At 67.9% G+C, this 14,054-nt stretch carries 10 protein-coding genes and 1 pseudogene; 7 read left to right on the forward strand and 4 right to left on the reverse strand.

Features of this window, described 5'->3' with window-relative positions:
• The first annotated feature begins 111 nt into the window (after positions 1 to 111).
• Positions 112 to 654, forward strand: a complete 543-nt coding sequence (locus tag E2C06_RS32290) for an alpha-ketoglutarate-dependent dioxygenase AlkB (RefSeq protein ID WP_338324257.1) — start codon at positions 112 to 114, stop codon at positions 652 to 654.
• Between the two features lie 277 nt (positions 655 to 931).
• On the opposite strand, the gene E2C06_RS41250 is transcribed toward E2C06_RS32290, so the two are convergent.
• The 4 genes from E2C06_RS41250 to E2C06_RS32310 form a co-directional block, all read right to left on the reverse strand.
• Positions 932 to 1,234: a hypothetical protein gene (locus E2C06_RS41250; RefSeq protein ID WP_241671576.1), complete on the reverse strand. Its 303-nt coding sequence runs from the start codon at positions 1,232 to 1,234 to the stop codon at positions 932 to 934.
• Positions 1,235 to 1,509: 275 nt separating this feature from the next.
• Entirely contained in the window at positions 1,510 to 2,373 is an 864-nt protein-coding gene (locus E2C06_RS32300) for a Bug family tripartite tricarboxylate transporter substrate binding protein (protein WP_133292685.1), read from the reverse strand.
• A gap of 20 nt (positions 2,374 to 2,393) precedes the next feature.
• On the reverse strand, positions 2,394 to 3,383 hold the full coding sequence (locus E2C06_RS32305; protein ID WP_133292686.1) for an amidohydrolase family protein: 990 nt from the start codon (positions 3,381 to 3,383) through the stop codon (positions 2,394 to 2,396).
• A gap of 253 nt (positions 3,384 to 3,636) precedes the next feature.
• On the reverse strand, positions 3,637 to 4,971 hold the full coding sequence (locus tag E2C06_RS32310; protein ID WP_133292687.1) for a Rieske 2Fe-2S domain-containing protein: 1,335 nt from the start codon (positions 4,969 to 4,971) through the stop codon (positions 3,637 to 3,639).
• A 427-nt stretch (positions 4,972 to 5,398) separates the two neighbouring features.
• Here E2C06_RS32310 and E2C06_RS40665 point away from each other — a divergent pair.
• From E2C06_RS40665 to E2C06_RS32340, 6 genes and pseudogenes are all read left to right on the forward strand, one after another.
• A pseudogene (locus E2C06_RS40665) lies at positions 5,399 to 6,454 on the forward strand (spore photoproduct lyase family protein).
• A complete protein-coding gene (locus E2C06_RS32320) occupies positions 6,444 to 7,520 on the forward strand; it encodes an SPL family radical SAM protein (RefSeq protein ID WP_133292688.1) in 1,077 nt (358 codons plus the stop codon). Before E2C06_RS40665 ends, E2C06_RS32320 begins: the two are co-directional and overlap by 11 nt.
• Before the next feature lie 195 nt (positions 7,521 to 7,715).
• Complete coding sequence (locus tag E2C06_RS32325) at positions 7,716 to 8,801, forward strand: DHH family phosphoesterase (RefSeq protein ID WP_206664790.1); 1,086 nt, start codon at positions 7,716 to 7,718, stop codon at positions 8,799 to 8,801.
• Positions 8,798 to 9,898, forward strand: a complete 1,101-nt coding sequence (uvsE, locus tag E2C06_RS32330) for a UV DNA damage repair endonuclease UvsE (RefSeq protein WP_133292689.1) — start codon at positions 8,798 to 8,800, stop codon at positions 9,896 to 9,898. Before E2C06_RS32325 ends, uvsE begins: the two co-directional genes overlap by 4 nt.
• Before the next feature lie 386 nt (positions 9,899 to 10,284).
• Positions 10,285 to 13,170 (forward strand): molybdopterin oxidoreductase family protein, encoded by a 2,886-nt coding sequence (locus E2C06_RS32335; protein ID WP_133292690.1) that lies wholly within the window; start codon positions 10,285 to 10,287, stop codon positions 13,168 to 13,170.
• A gap of 99 nt (positions 13,171 to 13,269) precedes the next feature.
• Complete coding sequence (locus E2C06_RS32340; RefSeq protein WP_133292691.1) at positions 13,270 to 13,842, forward strand: winged helix-turn-helix domain-containing protein; 573 nt, start codon at positions 13,270 to 13,272, stop codon at positions 13,840 to 13,842.
• The last annotated feature ends 212 nt before the right edge of the window (positions 13,843 to 14,054 follow it).

Genomic DNA, 14,054 nt, shown 5'->3' on the forward strand with positions numbered 1-14,054 from the left:
CGACGTTCCTCTTGCGCCGCCGCCGGCAGCTTGCGCATGTCCACATGCTTCATGCCCCCAACCTGGACGGATCCTACTCGCCTTCAAGACCGCCCAGGCCGGATCAATAAAATGGACGCTCCATCGCTGGGGCTACCGGAATCAGGGCCGCGCAAGGTGGCGCTCGGGCCTGGCGCGGCGCTGCTGCGCGGTTTCGCGGTAGCGGTGGAGGTGGAACTGCTGGCGGGGCTTGATAGGGTGCTTAGCTCTTCGCCCTTCCGTCACATGGTGACGCCGGGCGGCTTCCCGATGTCGGTGGCGATGAGCAATTGCGGTATCGCGGGCTGGGTGTCAGACCGCACCGGCTACCGCTACGACCGGAGCGACCCGGAAACCGGGCGACCCTGGCCAGACATGCCGTACGCGTTCGGCAGGCTCGCGGCCGACGCCGCCGAACAGGCCGGCTTTCCCGGCTTCGCACCGGATGCCTGCCTCATCAAACGCTACGTGCCCGGCGCCCGGCTGACGCTGCATCAGGACAAGAACGAGAGGGACTTCGGCCAGCCCATCGTGTCCGTGTCGCTGGGACTGCCCGCCATTTTCCTGTGGGGTGGCGAGATCCGGGCCGAGCGGCCACGCCGCGTGCCGTTGTTGCACGGGGACGTGGTCGTGTAGGGCGGTCCGGCCCGCAAGACCTTCCACAGGGTGCTTGACCTGGCACCCGGGGAGCACCGGCTGACAGGCCCAGTCCGCTACAATCTCACCGTCCGCAAAGCGCTCTGAGCTTTCAGTCTGAAAGCCAGAACCGGAGTTTGCCCCACCCCACCCCGGCCTACGCATGATCCAAACCGAGTGTAAACGACCGCAAGCAGGAGCGATGGATCATGTGCAAGGAAGACGACAACAAGGCTCTCGTCGACCGCTGGTTCAGGGATTTCTGGAGTGCGCCATCCTATCTCACTGTTGTCGATGAGCTGGCCGCACCGGACATACCTTTCAATACTCGCCCGGCACGCCACGGCGCGGCCGTACGCATTCCGGGCCAGCCTTCAGTGAATTTCTCATCGGACCGCTGCCGGCGGCAACCGGCCGGAAGATGCACTTCACCGGAACGACCGTGCTTCGCCTTCAAAATGGCAAGATCGCAGAGGAGATCGGACTGGATGATGGCGTGACCGCGCTTCAGCAGCTTGGTCTCATGCGCACTGCCTGAGCAGAAGATGCGGCCGCTGCTGGTGCTGAGCGGCGGCCGCATTAGGCCTGACGTGTATGCATGATGTTCCACCTTAGCGTTGTCTATAGTCTGCTTTCAGGAAGTCGGACATACTCAGCAGACGACCGGGAAGGGCGCAGTGCCGCCACCATCTGGCCGAAAGCAAAAGGGCCGCTAGAGACAGCGTAGCCCGGCTTACAGGGCTAGCGCTCAGTCGAGTTGCGCACCGGACAGCCTAACAATGTCTCGCCACCGCGGAATCTCGGCAGCGATGAAGGCGCCGAAAGCGGTCCCGCGTATTGGCATTGGCTCGGCCCCTATGGCGCGCAGCCGTTGATGCAGTTCCCCACACTCAGCAAGACGATCTCTGCCTCGCGCCCCAGCCGCTCGGTCGCTGCCGCGGGCGTGCCGCGCGGGGCCACGATGCCGAACCAGCCCGCGGTTTCAAAGCCGCTGACCCCCGCCTCGGCCATGGTCGGAACGTCTGGCAGCGCCGCAGAGCGCGCCGTAGTGGCAATTGCCAGCGCGCGGAGCTGACCAGCACGGACCTGCTCGATCACATTGGGCACCAGCTGAAAGCTGGCATCGAGACGGCCTCCGGTCATGTCCACCAGCAAAGGTGGCACTGCCCGGTAGGGTACGTGGGTCAGTCGTACGCCGGTCAGCTGTTGGAACTGCGTGCCCGCCAGATGCTGGCTGCTGCCATTGCCGATCGAGCCGTAGGTCAGCTCGCCCGGCCTGGCCTGAGCGAGGCTCACGAACTCGACGAGGCTGCTGGCGGTCAGACTGTCTCGCACGACAAGTATATTGGGCACCCGCACCAGCCCGACCACTGGATCGAAATCCCGCATCGGATCGAAGCCAATGTTCTGGTAGAGTGCCAAGTTCGCGGCATGGGTGCCTGAAGAAGCAAGGCCGAAGGTGTATCCGTCCGCCTCCGACCGGGCGACATGCTCAGTGCCGAGGTTGCCCGCGGCGCCGCTTCGGTTGTCGATGACCAGCCGCTGGCCGAGCGATCCAGCGATGCGGTCCGCCACCATGCGGGCGATAGCGTCGCTGATGCTGCCGGGTGGGAATGGCACCACCAGCCGGGGTGGCCGCGCTGGCCACGCCTCCTGCGTGGCGGCCGTGCCGGTGCCAACGGCCAGCAACAGGGCAAGTACGGCCAGTATTCGCAACATGGATCTACCCCAGTTTGCGGCTAGCCGAGCCGCAGCAACCCCGCCGCGTTCTGCCAAGAGAGCTTCGCCATATCTGTCGGCGACAAGGCAATGCGATCGAGGAATGCCCTGCCTTTGCCATTCGCAGCGTAGGGAAAATCAACCGAGAAGATGATGCGGTCGATGCCGAAGGTCAGCAGCGCCGTCAGGAAGGGCGGCTCGCTGAAAATGCCGCTGGTCGTGATCCAGACCTGGTCCAGGATGGTCTGGCCAATCGGGCGCTGCAGATGACCGATGTCGCTGGCGAAGACCTCGTCGGCACGCGCCAGCATCATTGGCAGCATCTCGCCCATATGTCCGATGATCAGCTTCAGCTTGGGATGCTTATCGAGCGTTCCGGCCAGCACCAAGCGTAGCACATGAAGGGCAGTTTCCGAGTGCCAGCCCCAGCCCGCGGCTTCCAGCACCCGCCCGGCGCCAAGCTCAAGGCCTCCGTAATACGCGTCGCGCACCGCCTCCGGCGCCAGATGCGGATGGATATAAATCGGCACATCCAGGGCAACCGCCTGCGCCAGCAGGCCGTCATAGGCCGGATGGTCCAGAAAGCGCCCATCGGTGGTCCCGTTGATCAGCGCGCCTTTGAAGCCGAGTGTCCGCACGGCGCGTGTCAGCTCCGCGGCGCAGCTTTCTGGGCTGGCCATGGGCAGCACGGCAAATCCGGCAAACCGGTCGGGCGCGCGCGCCACGCACTCGGCCAGGTAGTCGTTCATGGCGGCGGCCAGCGCTACGCCCTCCGGCCCCGGCAGCAGGTCCGGCCCGGGCCCAGTATTCGACAGCACCTGCATGGTGATCCCGGCCTCGTCCATCAGGCCCAGGCGCCGCTTGCCGATCTCAGCCGCCAACTCCATAGGGTTGGTCGCGCCCGCGGCGACCCGGCGTGGCTGGTAGCCGCGCCGGCGGGTCAATTCGCCATCAATGCGGGCGACGAGATGTGGTGCGGTGAAGTGTTCCTCGATCGCGACGGTCCGCATGCCTCGCACTCCTCTTCCGCCCGCACGGTGAACCGCTGTGGCGCTCGGATGCCCGATCGCGCGGCATGGTCGCCGGTTGACTGGCCGCCGTCCAGCGGCGCTACGGCATGCTTGCCTCGAAATTCCTGGTGGACGAACTCTACAACTTCGCGGCGGCCGGCGTCAGTTAGCCCTGGGCCCAGCGAGCGGCACTGTACCACGATACCGCGGTGCGGGTTTGCTGGCTCGACCCGCCGCCGCTCCGGCGGTTCGCCTAATCGGCATTCGCCTGGGCGATGCCGCCCGGTCGCGCCGCCATAGCGAGCTGCCGCGCATAAATCTCTTGCCAGTCGCTCACCTCGTTGCTGACGAAGAAGCCGCTCCGTGCGCCTCGATAGACGCCAGAATCTTCCGCGCCGGGCGGCGGTATGCCCTTCTCGCCTAGCGCCCGCGCCGCCATCAGCAGGCGGCGGCGAGTGCGAGCGATCATGTGGTCCGATGGCGCGAGATGCTCGAAGCTGTGCTCGACGATCGGCTCCATGCTTTCGGTGATCGCCTGGTCCTGCAGGTGGATTCCATTGATGCCGCTGTAGATTTTCCCCGCCTGCTGCGCGGTGCGGTCCAGGCCCCAATCGTTGCTCGAATTCGCGGCCATCCGAAAACGCCCGAGCCAATCTGTGGTGTTGGGCAGCAGCGCGTTGCCGCGGGTGGTGCCTCCAACTGGCGTACCGTCCTTATGTCGCGGTTGCGGCTCCGTCATGGCCGAGACGCCACGCTTCCACCACAGGAAGACGAACATCGTGTGCTCGTCATCCAGCGGTACCCAGGCGCGCGCGTTCGCATTGCCGCTAAAAGGGCTGGAGGGCTGCTGCGTCCAGAATGGAAACATGAAGGTGCCGAAGCGCCAGTAGGTGCCACCCTGGTCAGCTGGACGATAGGCTGCGTATTGCGTGCCCCAGGCGGAGTCGATGAACTGATACTCCGGTGCGCGCGAGGTGATGGTGTGGCGTAGCGGCTCATCCTCCGGCATCCGCTCTGGGTCCACATGGCCCATATGCAGGAAGCCGAAATGCGAGGTGTCGATGTCGCCCTCCAGCGCCTGCAGCCAATTGCAGTCGCGCTGAATGAAGCTGACGCCGAGCTCCTCTTCGGGGATGTCGAGGGCATCAAGCGCCGGCAGGGGTGGCGCCCCGGCGCCCGCGCCCATATGCACCCAGACGATGCCGCAGCGCTCGACGGCCTGATAGGCTTTCGCCCGGACCTTGGCGCGGAAATCCTGGTGCGGCGGCACGCTCGGCATCTCCATGCAGGCGCCGGTGACGTCGAATTTCCAGCCGTGATAGACGCACCGGATCCCGCCCTCCTCGTTGCGGCCGAGGAAGAGCGAGGCACAGCGATGCGGACAGCGATGATCCATGACGCCGACCCGCCCGGCGCTATCGCGGAGCGCGATCAGCTTCTCACCGAGCAGCTTCAGCCGCACCGGTGCGCCGTCGCGTTCCAGCTCTGAGGAGAGCGCCGCGGGGATCCAGTAGCGGCGCATGAGGTCGCCCATCGGCGTTCCCGGCCCGACCTGCGTGAGCAATGCGCCCTCGGCTGCCGTCGTCATCGTTCCCCCCGTCGCCGGTTAGGCAGGCAATCAATTTTTTCCGAAGTTAGCGGCCCCGTTGTCCGCTCGGCAATGGACTTGCCAGCCGCGACGTGCCGACCCGGCTGCTGGAATTGGAGGATGGCAAAGTAGGCACTTACGGGCGAGCGCGCAGCGGCCATCCCAAATGATTTGGGACGCCCGGCCGGACACTTGGGCCGGACAGGGAACCATCTCCGCTTCCGGGAAGGTGGGCAGCGACCTTGAGCGTCCGCCATGGGCGCGAAGCCGCTAGGATCGAAGCTGGCCAAAACCCATTATTTCGCGTCCGGCCAGTATCGTTCTCTGCGATACGGCGAACTGATCGGCGGAGGGCGGAGAAGCGTGGCATTTTCCGGAGCCTGACCGGCCCCTGGGAAGTCCGGGCGACGTGCCCACATCAGCGTGGATGGCCGCCCTCCCGCTCGACATCTCCCGTATCTACCTTGAGCCCGCCATCGAGCAGCATGCCCGCGGGCGAGAGATCCTTGCCCGCTTTCCGCAAGCCGAGCGCATCCCGATCGCGTCCCATTGGCGCATCCCCGAGCCGCGGGAGGGCGATCCCGGCGACTATCTGACTACCAAGCGGCAGGCGCTTGTGCTCGGCGTGAAGAAGGGCCTGGCCTTCCGGCCCAACGGGCGCAGCGCAGACTTCATCGCGCCCTCCTCATCCAATGGCTGCGCCATGGCCTGCGCCTACTGCTACGTCGCCAGGCGGAAGGGATATGCGAACCCGATCAGCGTCTTCGTCAACATCGAGGCGATCCTGGCCGCCACGGCCCGCCATGCCGCCCGTCAAGGTCCGAAGACGGTGCCGAACCAGGTGGACCCACAGTCCTGGGTCTACGACCTCGGCGAGAACGGGGACCTTTCCGTGGATGCCGCCATCTAGGGAAATGTGGGGGACCTCGTCGCGCTCTTCCGCACCTTGCCGAATGCGAAGGGCAGCTTCGCCACGAAATGGGTGAACCCGGATCTGCTGGGCTACGAGCCGCAGGGCCGCACGCGCATCCGCATGTCCCTCATGCCGCCTGCCCTGGCGAAGCTGTTGGATGTACGTACCTCCCCTGTGGCGGAGCGCATCGCCGCCATCCCGGACCTCCACCGCGCCGGCTACGAGGTTCACCTGAACTTCTCCCCCGTCGTGCTGCATGAGGGATGGGAGGCGGAATGGGGCGCGCTGTTCGAGGAGCTGGACGATCTGCTGCCCGCCGCCGTGAAGGACCAGCTGGCGGCCGAGATCATCATGCTCACCTACAACCGGGACCTGCACGAGATCAACCTCGCCTGGCATCCGAAAGCCGAGGATCTGCTCTGGCGGCCGGACATCCAGGAGGAAAAGGTGTCTGAGAGCGGCGGCGTGAACCTGCGCTACCGCACTCGCTGGAAAGGCCGCTGGCTGCAGCGCTTCAAGGACCTGCTGGCTTCCCGCATGCCCTACTGCCGGGTGCGCTATGCCTTCTGAGGCACTGGAGGTCCCCGCCCGCGCCCACCCGCTCTGGCGGCCGAAGCGCCTGCTCGTCACCCCCGCCGCCCTCTCCTGGCCGCAGGGCGCGGCCATGGCGGAGCGGGCCGCGGCGCTCGGGGCCGAGGTGGTGCGGCTGAAGGCCGACCGCCTGACCGGCCTGCCCGACACCTACCGCGACGCCAAGACGACCATGGCGGTCGTCGTAGCCTCCCCCAGCCGCCGCAAGCCTCAGCCCATTCCGCCCAGCGCCGACTGGCGCTTCGACCTGGCCGAGGGCTGCCCGGCCCATTGCGCCTATTGCTACCTCGCGGGGTCGCTGACCGGCCCGCCGATCATCCGCGCCTATGCCAACCTGCCGGAGATCCTGGGCGCCCTGCCCCCCGTACTGGGCCAGGGCCAGGTCACCTCCCGCAACGCCGCCCGGGCGGCGGAGGGCACGACCTTCGAGGGCTCCTGCTACACTGACCCCCTGGGCATCGAGCACATCACCGGCAGCCTGGCCGAGACGATCCGCTTCTTCGGCGCCTGGGAGGCAGAGGCGCAGCTTCGCTTCACCACCAAGTACGATGCTATCGGTTCCCTGTTGAACCTGCCGCACAACCGCCGCACACGCATCCGCTTCTCCGTCAATGCGCGCGGGGCGGAGCGCTTCGAGGGTGGGGCGCCACGCGTGCGAAACCGGCTGCATGCCATGCGACAGGCCGCCATGGCTGGCTATCGCATCGGCCTCACCGTCGCGCCCATCCTGAACCTGCCGGACTGGCGGGAAGCCTATGACATCCTGCTGGCTGACTGCGCCGCTGCGCTGGTCGGCGCGCCGGACCCGGACCTGACGGTGGAGCTCATCACCCACCGCTTCACCGAGAGCTCGCGGGAGGTGCTCCAGGGCTGGTACCCCGGCAGCGGGCTGGAGATGGACCCGGCGCAGCGCAGCCGGAAGCTCACCAAATTCGGCTCGGCCAAGTACGTCTTCCCCAAGGCGCTGATGGCCGAGTTGCGCGCAGGCCTGGAGGCGAGCGTCTCCCGCCACCTGCCGCACGCGCGGGTGCTCTACTTCACCTGACGCCGGGCAAAGGGCCGCGGGATCGGCGCCGCCGCGCATGCCCGCCCGGCCATCGCCGGTCCCGGCGGGCCGGATGCGCGGCCGGCCTCGTCATCGCCCGAGGCCCTACGGGCCGAAACTCGCCTGACCGAAAGGCCTTGTTGTCGCTGATGCGCCGGTGACGCGGCAGCAGCTGGCAGCAGGAGGAACCGGCGCATGCCGGATGCGATCATCGAGCCTTGCCATCCGACCGCCGCCTGGGTGGCCGACGGCCGACACGCGTTCTGCGACGCGGTGGCGGCCTTCGCCGCAAGGCCAGTCCTGATCCTCGGCCACCACGATGCGGACGGGCTTTCCTCGGCGGCCATCCTGTTCCGGGCGCTCGAGCGCAGCGGGCGACGCGCCAGGGTCCGGCTCCTTGGCCGCGGCGAGAATGCATGGTCCCCGGAGATGGCGTCGGAGCTCCGCGCGCAGGACATCGGCGGCCTGATCCTGGCCGATCTCGGAACCCGCGCCGAACCGCTGATTCCCGGCGTGGCCACCGTGATCCTGGACCACCACGTGCAGACCGGCGTCCCGCAGGCGGCGTTGCTGGTCAGCGGCCACGGCCTGCGCCCGACGCCCACCACCTCCCTGCTGGCCTGGTGGTGCGCCGGTGCGTTGGCGGAAGTGGACGACCTGCTCTGGCTCGCAGCGCTCGGCATCATCGGCGACATGGAGGAGGCAGCGGGCTTCCCGGAGCTTGCAGCGGCCCGCGAACGCTGGGGCATCACCGCGCTGCGGCGTGCCGTCTCCTTCCTGAACGCCCCGCGGCGGGCGAGTGCCGGCGATGCCGCCCTGGCGCTCGCGCTGCTGCTGAAGGCGGACGGGCCCAAGGCCGTGCTGTCGGGCGAGTACCCGGAAACCGCGTTGCTGCAGGCGGCCAAGGCCGAGGTGCAAGAGGCCCTGGCCGAGGGCCGTCGTGTCGCCCCGCAGATCCGTGGCGACGTGGCGCTGATCCCCCTCCACTCCGCCTGCCAGATCCACCCGCTGATTGCGCAGCAGTGGAAGGGGCGATTGAAGGGCAAGGTCGTGATTGCCGCCAATACGGGCTACCGCTCGGGCTGGGTGCACTTCGCCGCACGCGCCGGGCAAGGCACCGATCTGATCGCCTTTCTTCGCCGGCATCGGCCGGAAGGCGCCGACCCCGTGCAATATGGCAATGGCCATCCCCAGGCCTCGGGCGGCGCGCTGCCGCCCGCGGCCTGGAACCGCTTCGTGGCCGGGCTCGGCTTCGGCGTCGAAGGGCAGGTTCCGGCATGAGCGCGCGCCGCCGGCTAGCCTCGCCCGCCACCGCGGCGAGGCCACTTCGCCTGGGCTTTCCGGTCAAGCTGATGGGCGACGCGGGGATCAAGAGCAACGACACCAGGCGCTGGCAGCAGAGCCCCCATCTGAAGGTCTCGCTGGAGCACATGGACCGGGCGCTGGATTACCTCGACCGCCACGATATCCGCATGTACCGCATGTCCTCCGACCTGGCGCCCTATGCCACGCATCCCGACATGCCCCAGTTCCACTCCATGGTGCGCGACAGCGATGCCGAGTTACGGGCCCTGGGCACCAAAGCGAAGGCGCTGGATACCCGCCTGAGCTTTCATCCCTCGCAATTCGTGGTGCTGAACAGCCCCGACCCGGCGCTGGTGGAGAAGAGCATCTGGGACCTGAGCTCCCAGGCGGAGATGCTGGACCGCATGGAGCTCGGGCCCGAGGCCGTCATGGTGATCCATGTCGGCGGTACCTATGGCGACCGCGAAGCCGCCAATGCACGCTGGGTGGAAACCTGGAAGAACAAGCTGCCGGAGCACGTGCGGCGCCGCCTGGTGCTGGAGCATGACGACCTTCGCTTCTCCGTCTCGGACATCCTGTGGATCCATGAACGGACGGGCGTGCGGCTCATCTTCGACCACCAGCACTTCTGGTGCCTGAACCCGGCTGGGCTCGACATGCGGGATGCGCTCGGGAAGGTGCTGCGGACCTGGCCCGAGGGCCAGCGGCCGAAGGTGCATTTCTCCTCGCCGCGCACGGAAATGCGGGAGATCAAGCGGAAGGAGAAGGGGACGCGCAAGCTGAAGACCGTGCTGGTCGCGCCGGTGAACACGGGGCACGCCGATTTCTGCAATCCGTTCGAGTTCATCACCTTCATGCGGATCGCGGAGGGGCTCGACTTCGACGTCATGCTGGAGGCGAAGGTGAAGGATCTGGCGCTGATCCGCCTGCGCCCGGACCTGCTGCGCTACGCTCCGGACGTGGCGCGGCGCTTCGGGTTGGAGGCGTTCGAGGCGCCGGCGCTGGAAACGGAGGAGCAGGAATTCCTTGCGGGGGAAGAGAGCGACGAAGTGGCAGGCCACAGCGAACGTTAGCGACGCTTGACGGAGTGGACCATCATAGGCCGGCGGCCGGAGCAGTGCATGGCGAGCAGACATCCGGTTTCGGGAGAGACGCTAAGCACCAAGAACACCGAGGGTAAGCGTCATGCTACCGTGGCAAGAGTTGGCCGGGAGTGGACTGTCCGGTTCAGGGGCTTGGTAGGGCAGAAGCGGCCACAGCCCAGTAGGATCATCCTGATGAGCAGCTGCAGCATTCGGGCTTTCCGTCATAGGAGGTAGGCGGCGCTGCCATGCCGCGGTTCGCGCCTTCCTGAACGCTGCCCAGTCGCACTGGTGGAACGAGCGCCTGCTGTCTTCGTTCCGCTCTGCGACGGGCGCGGGGCACCGCCGGCCCGCATCAGGACACAGGAGCTGGCGGCATGGGCATCTCCCGCGACAGCATCAGCGACATCTGGGGCCCGCGCACGCCCTACCACGGCGAGGCCCAATGGCCGGTGCGGGTGGACGAACGCACGCTGGCGGAGCCGGAGCGCTGGGTGCAGTCGGCCTGCGTGCTCTGCTCCAACGGCTGCGGGCTGGACATCGGGGTGAAGGACGGCCGCATCGTCGGGGTGCGCGGCCGGGCGGTGGACGCCAGCAGCCGCGGCCGCCTCGGCCCCAAGGGCCTGCACGGCTGGGAAGCCAACCATAGCCCGGACCGGCTGACCCGCCCGCTGATCCGCGAGGCTGGGCGGATGCGCGAGGCCAGCTGGGACGAGGCGATGGAGTTGCTGGTCCGCCGCTCGAAGGAGACCCGTGACCGCTACACCAGCGGCGCCATCGGCTTCTATACCTCGGGCCAACTGATGCTGGAGGAGTATTACACCCTCGCCCTCATTGGCAAGGCGGGGCTTGGCACCTCGCACATGGACGGCAACACCCGGCTCTGCACCGCCACCGCCGCAGCAGCGATGAAGGAGACCTTCGGGGCGGACGGCCAGCCGGGCTGCTACTACGATATCGACGTCACCGACTGCATCCTGATGGTCGGCCACAACATGGCAGCGACCGACACGGTGCTCTGGAGCCGCGTGCTGGATCGCCGCCGCGGGCCGAACCCGCCGAAGCTGGTGGCGGTGGATCCGCGCCGCACCATGGTGGCGGCTGAGGCCGATATCTGGCTCGCCCCGCGCGTTGGCACCAATGTCGCCCTGCTGAACGGCCTGCTGCACCTGCTGATCGCCGGTGGCCAGCTGGACCGCGAATTCCTGGCGCGGCACACCCTCGGCTTCGAGCAGCTGGAGGCCACAGTCGCCGACTACCCGCCGGAGCGAGTAGAGACGATCACCGGCGTGCCGGCGGCGAGGCTGCGGCAGGCGGCGCAGCTGATCGGCACCGCGCCGACCCTGCTCTCCACCTGCCTGCAAGGGGTGTACCAGAGCCACCAGGCTACTGCAGCGGCCTGCCAGGTGAACAACATCAACCTTGTCCGTGGCCTGATCGGCCGGCCCGGCTGCGGCATCCTGCAGATGAACGGGCAGCCGACCTCGCAGAACACCCGCGAATGCGGCGCCGATGGCGACCTGCCCGGCTTCCGGAACTGGGACAACCCGGCGCATGTCGCCGAGTTGGCGCAGCTGTGGAATATCGACCTGCACACGATCCCGCACTGGGCGCCGCCGACCCATGCGATGGAGATCTTCCATCATGCGGAAAGCGGCTCGCTCCGCATGCTGTGGATCCAGGCGACCAACCCGGCCGTCTCGCTGCCGGCACTCGGGCGCATCCGCAGCATCCTGGAACGCCCGGATCTCTTCGTAGTGGTGCAGGATGCCTTCATGACCGAGACGGCGCGACTGGCCGACCTGGTGCTGCCGACGGCAGTCTGGGGCGAGAAGACCGGCACCTTCACCAATGTCGACCGCACCGTGCATCTGAGCCTGAAGGCGGTGGAGCCGCCGGGCGAGGCGCGGGCGGATTTCGACATCTTCCTCGACTACGCCCGCCGCATGGAATTCCGCGACAAGGACGGCGAGCCGCTGGTTCGATGGCGCACGCCGGAGGAGTGCTTCGAGGCGTGGAAGGAATGCACCCGCGGCCGGCCCTGCGACTATACCGGCCTCAGCTACGCGAAGCTCACCGGCGGCTCGGGTATCCCCTGGCCGTGCAACGAGCGGCACCCCGAAGGCAGCCCACGCCTCTACACCGACCACATCTTCCCAACCGACCCGGATGTCTGCGAGGAACACGGGCACGACCTGCAGACCGGCGGCGTCGTCACCGCCACCGAGTACCGGGCGCTGAACCCGGCCGGGCGCGCCTTCCTCAAGCCCGCGCACCACATGCCGCTGCCGGAGGCGCCCGACGAGGATTACCCCTTCCTGCTGACCACCGGCCGCCTGACGCACCACTTTCACACCCGCACCAAAACCGGTCGCGCCGAGGCGCTGCGCGCGGCGGCGCCGGACGCCTATGTGGAAATCGCGAGCGAGGACGCGGCGCGGCTGGATGTGCAGGACGGCGATATGCTGCGCCTCACCTCCCGCCGCGGCGTGCTAGAAGCGCCGGCGCGGATCGTCGACATCCATGCCGGGCACCTCTTCGTGCCCTTCCACTACGGCTACTGGGACGAGCCGGGCCGGGCGCGGGCGGCGAATGAGCTGACCATCTTCGCCTGGGACCCGGTGAGCAAGCAGCCCTACTTCAAGCTGGCCGCGGTGCGCCTGGAGAAGCGCGCCGCGCCCGGCACCGCCCAGCCCGAGGACATGGCCGCCACGCGCGACCGCCAGGGGGTGCTGCAGGCGGTAGGCACCGCGGCGCAGTCCGCGCTGAAGGCGGTGGAGTCCGCCGTCGCGCCGCCGCGCGCGCATGTCTCCGACTATCTCGGCCTGCTGCTGGCGAGTGAAGAGATGCTGGCCGATGCCTTCGACCAAGTGAAGGCAAACCACCCGAAGGTGCCGGATGTCGAGCGCGAGTGCACGGTCTTCGCCGGATGGTCACGCCAGGCGGCGCAGGACCTGCAGGCCTTCCAGGACCGCTACGGCACCCAGCAGGAAGGCGAGCCGCGCCGGCTACAGCGGGTGCTCGTCCATGCCCATGCCACCTCTACCGGCTTCAACCTGCTGCGGGACCTGCACGACCTGTATTTGCTGGCGAACGAGGGCTTCATCTCCATCACTGTCCTGCACCAGGCCGCCATGGCGCTGCGCGACGATAGCTTTGAGCGGCAGCTGGAGGCCATGCGGGATCAGAATGGCCGCCAGCGGCGCTGGCTGGAGACGCGGCTGCAGCAGGCGGCACCGCAGGCCCTGGTGGTGCCGAGCTGAGGGTCATACCGTCTCCGGGTGATTGGGTCATGGCGCGGGCGCTTTCGCCTGGCCTGGGCACGGGTGGTAGTCTGGCTGGCGCTGTCAGGGAGCGGCGCCATGGTCCGGATCGTTGATCATCTTTCCATTGAGAAGTTGGAGGCGCGCTACCGGGCGGCACGCGATGTGACGGAGGCGCGGCACACCCAGGCGATCTGGCTGCTGGCGCAGGGGCGAACCGTCCTCGAGGTTGGCGAGGTGATGGCCTTTGCGCCGCGCTGGGTGGAAGAACTGGCCGCCCGCTACAACGCGCATGGCCCTGAGGCGCTGGGCGACCAGCGGCGACGGAATGGCCGGGCGGCGAGCCTGCTGACCAAAGAGGTGCTGGCCGCCCTGGCCGAGCGGCTGCGGACGCCACCCGAGGACGGCGGGCTGTGGAGCGGGCCGAAGGTCGCGGCCTGGATGGCGCGCCAGCTTGGCCTGGAGCGGGTGCATCCGCAGCGCGGCTGGGAAGCGCTGAAGCGGATCGACTGGTCCGTGCAGGCGCCGCGCCCGCGGCATCCGCGGGCCGCCACGCCCGAGCAGAGGGCAGCTTTCAAGGGGGGCTTGATGCCCCTGTCGCCGCGGCCAGGGCGGCACATCCCGACCGCCCGGTCGAGGTCTGGGCGGAGGATGAGCACCGTCTCGGCCTGAAGCCGATCCGGCGCCGGGTCTGGGCGCCCATGGGTCAGCGACCGATCGCCCTTGGCCACCACCGCTACCAGTGGCTCCATGTCGCCGCCTTCGTGCAGCCGACTGAGAGCGTCGGAGAGAAAATCCCTCAGGGAGCGGCTGGGTAATCTGGCCGCGGCGGCGTGAAATAGGAGCGCTGCCGAGCCTTTCGTCACGACGGCTGACGGAAGGCC

The sequence above is a fragment of the Dankookia rubra genome (assembly GCF_004355005.1).
GTDB classification, from domain to species: domain Bacteria; phylum Pseudomonadota; class Alphaproteobacteria; order Acetobacterales; family Acetobacteraceae; genus Paracraurococcus; species Paracraurococcus ruber_A.

Bases quoted from the DNA above. Each gene is read 5' to 3' on its own strand.
- E2C06_RS32310 (WP_133292687.1), bottom strand. From the start codon at position 4,971: ATGACGACGGCAGCCGAGGGCGCATTGCTCACGCAGGTCGGGCCGGGA.
- E2C06_RS32290 (WP_338324257.1), top strand. From the start codon at position 112: ATGGACGCTCCATCGCTGGGGCTACCGGAATCAGGGCCGCGCAAGGTG.
- E2C06_RS32305 (WP_133292686.1), bottom strand. From the start codon at position 3,383: ATGCGGACCGTCGCGATCGAGGAACACTTCACCGCACCACATCTCGTC.
- E2C06_RS32340 (WP_133292691.1), top strand. From the start codon at position 13,270: ATGGTCCGGATCGTTGATCATCTTTCCATTGAGAAGTTGGAGGCGCGC.
- E2C06_RS41250 (WP_241671576.1), bottom strand. From the start codon at position 1,234: ATGCGGCCGCCGCTCAGCACCAGCAGCGGCCGCATCTTCTGCTCAGGC.
- E2C06_RS32320 (WP_133292688.1), top strand. From the start codon at position 6,444: ATGCCTTCTGAGGCACTGGAGGTCCCCGCCCGCGCCCACCCGCTCTGG.
- E2C06_RS32300 (WP_133292685.1), bottom strand. From the start codon at position 2,373: ATGTTGCGAATACTGGCCGTACTTGCCCTGTTGCTGGCCGTTGGCACC.
- E2C06_RS32325 (WP_206664790.1), top strand. From the start codon at position 7,716: ATGCCGGATGCGATCATCGAGCCTTGCCATCCGACCGCCGCCTGGGTG.
- E2C06_RS32335 (WP_133292690.1), top strand. From the start codon at position 10,285: ATGGGCATCTCCCGCGACAGCATCAGCGACATCTGGGGCCCGCGCACG.
- uvsE (WP_133292689.1), top strand. From the start codon at position 8,798: ATGAGCGCGCGCCGCCGGCTAGCCTCGCCCGCCACCGCGGCGAGGCCA.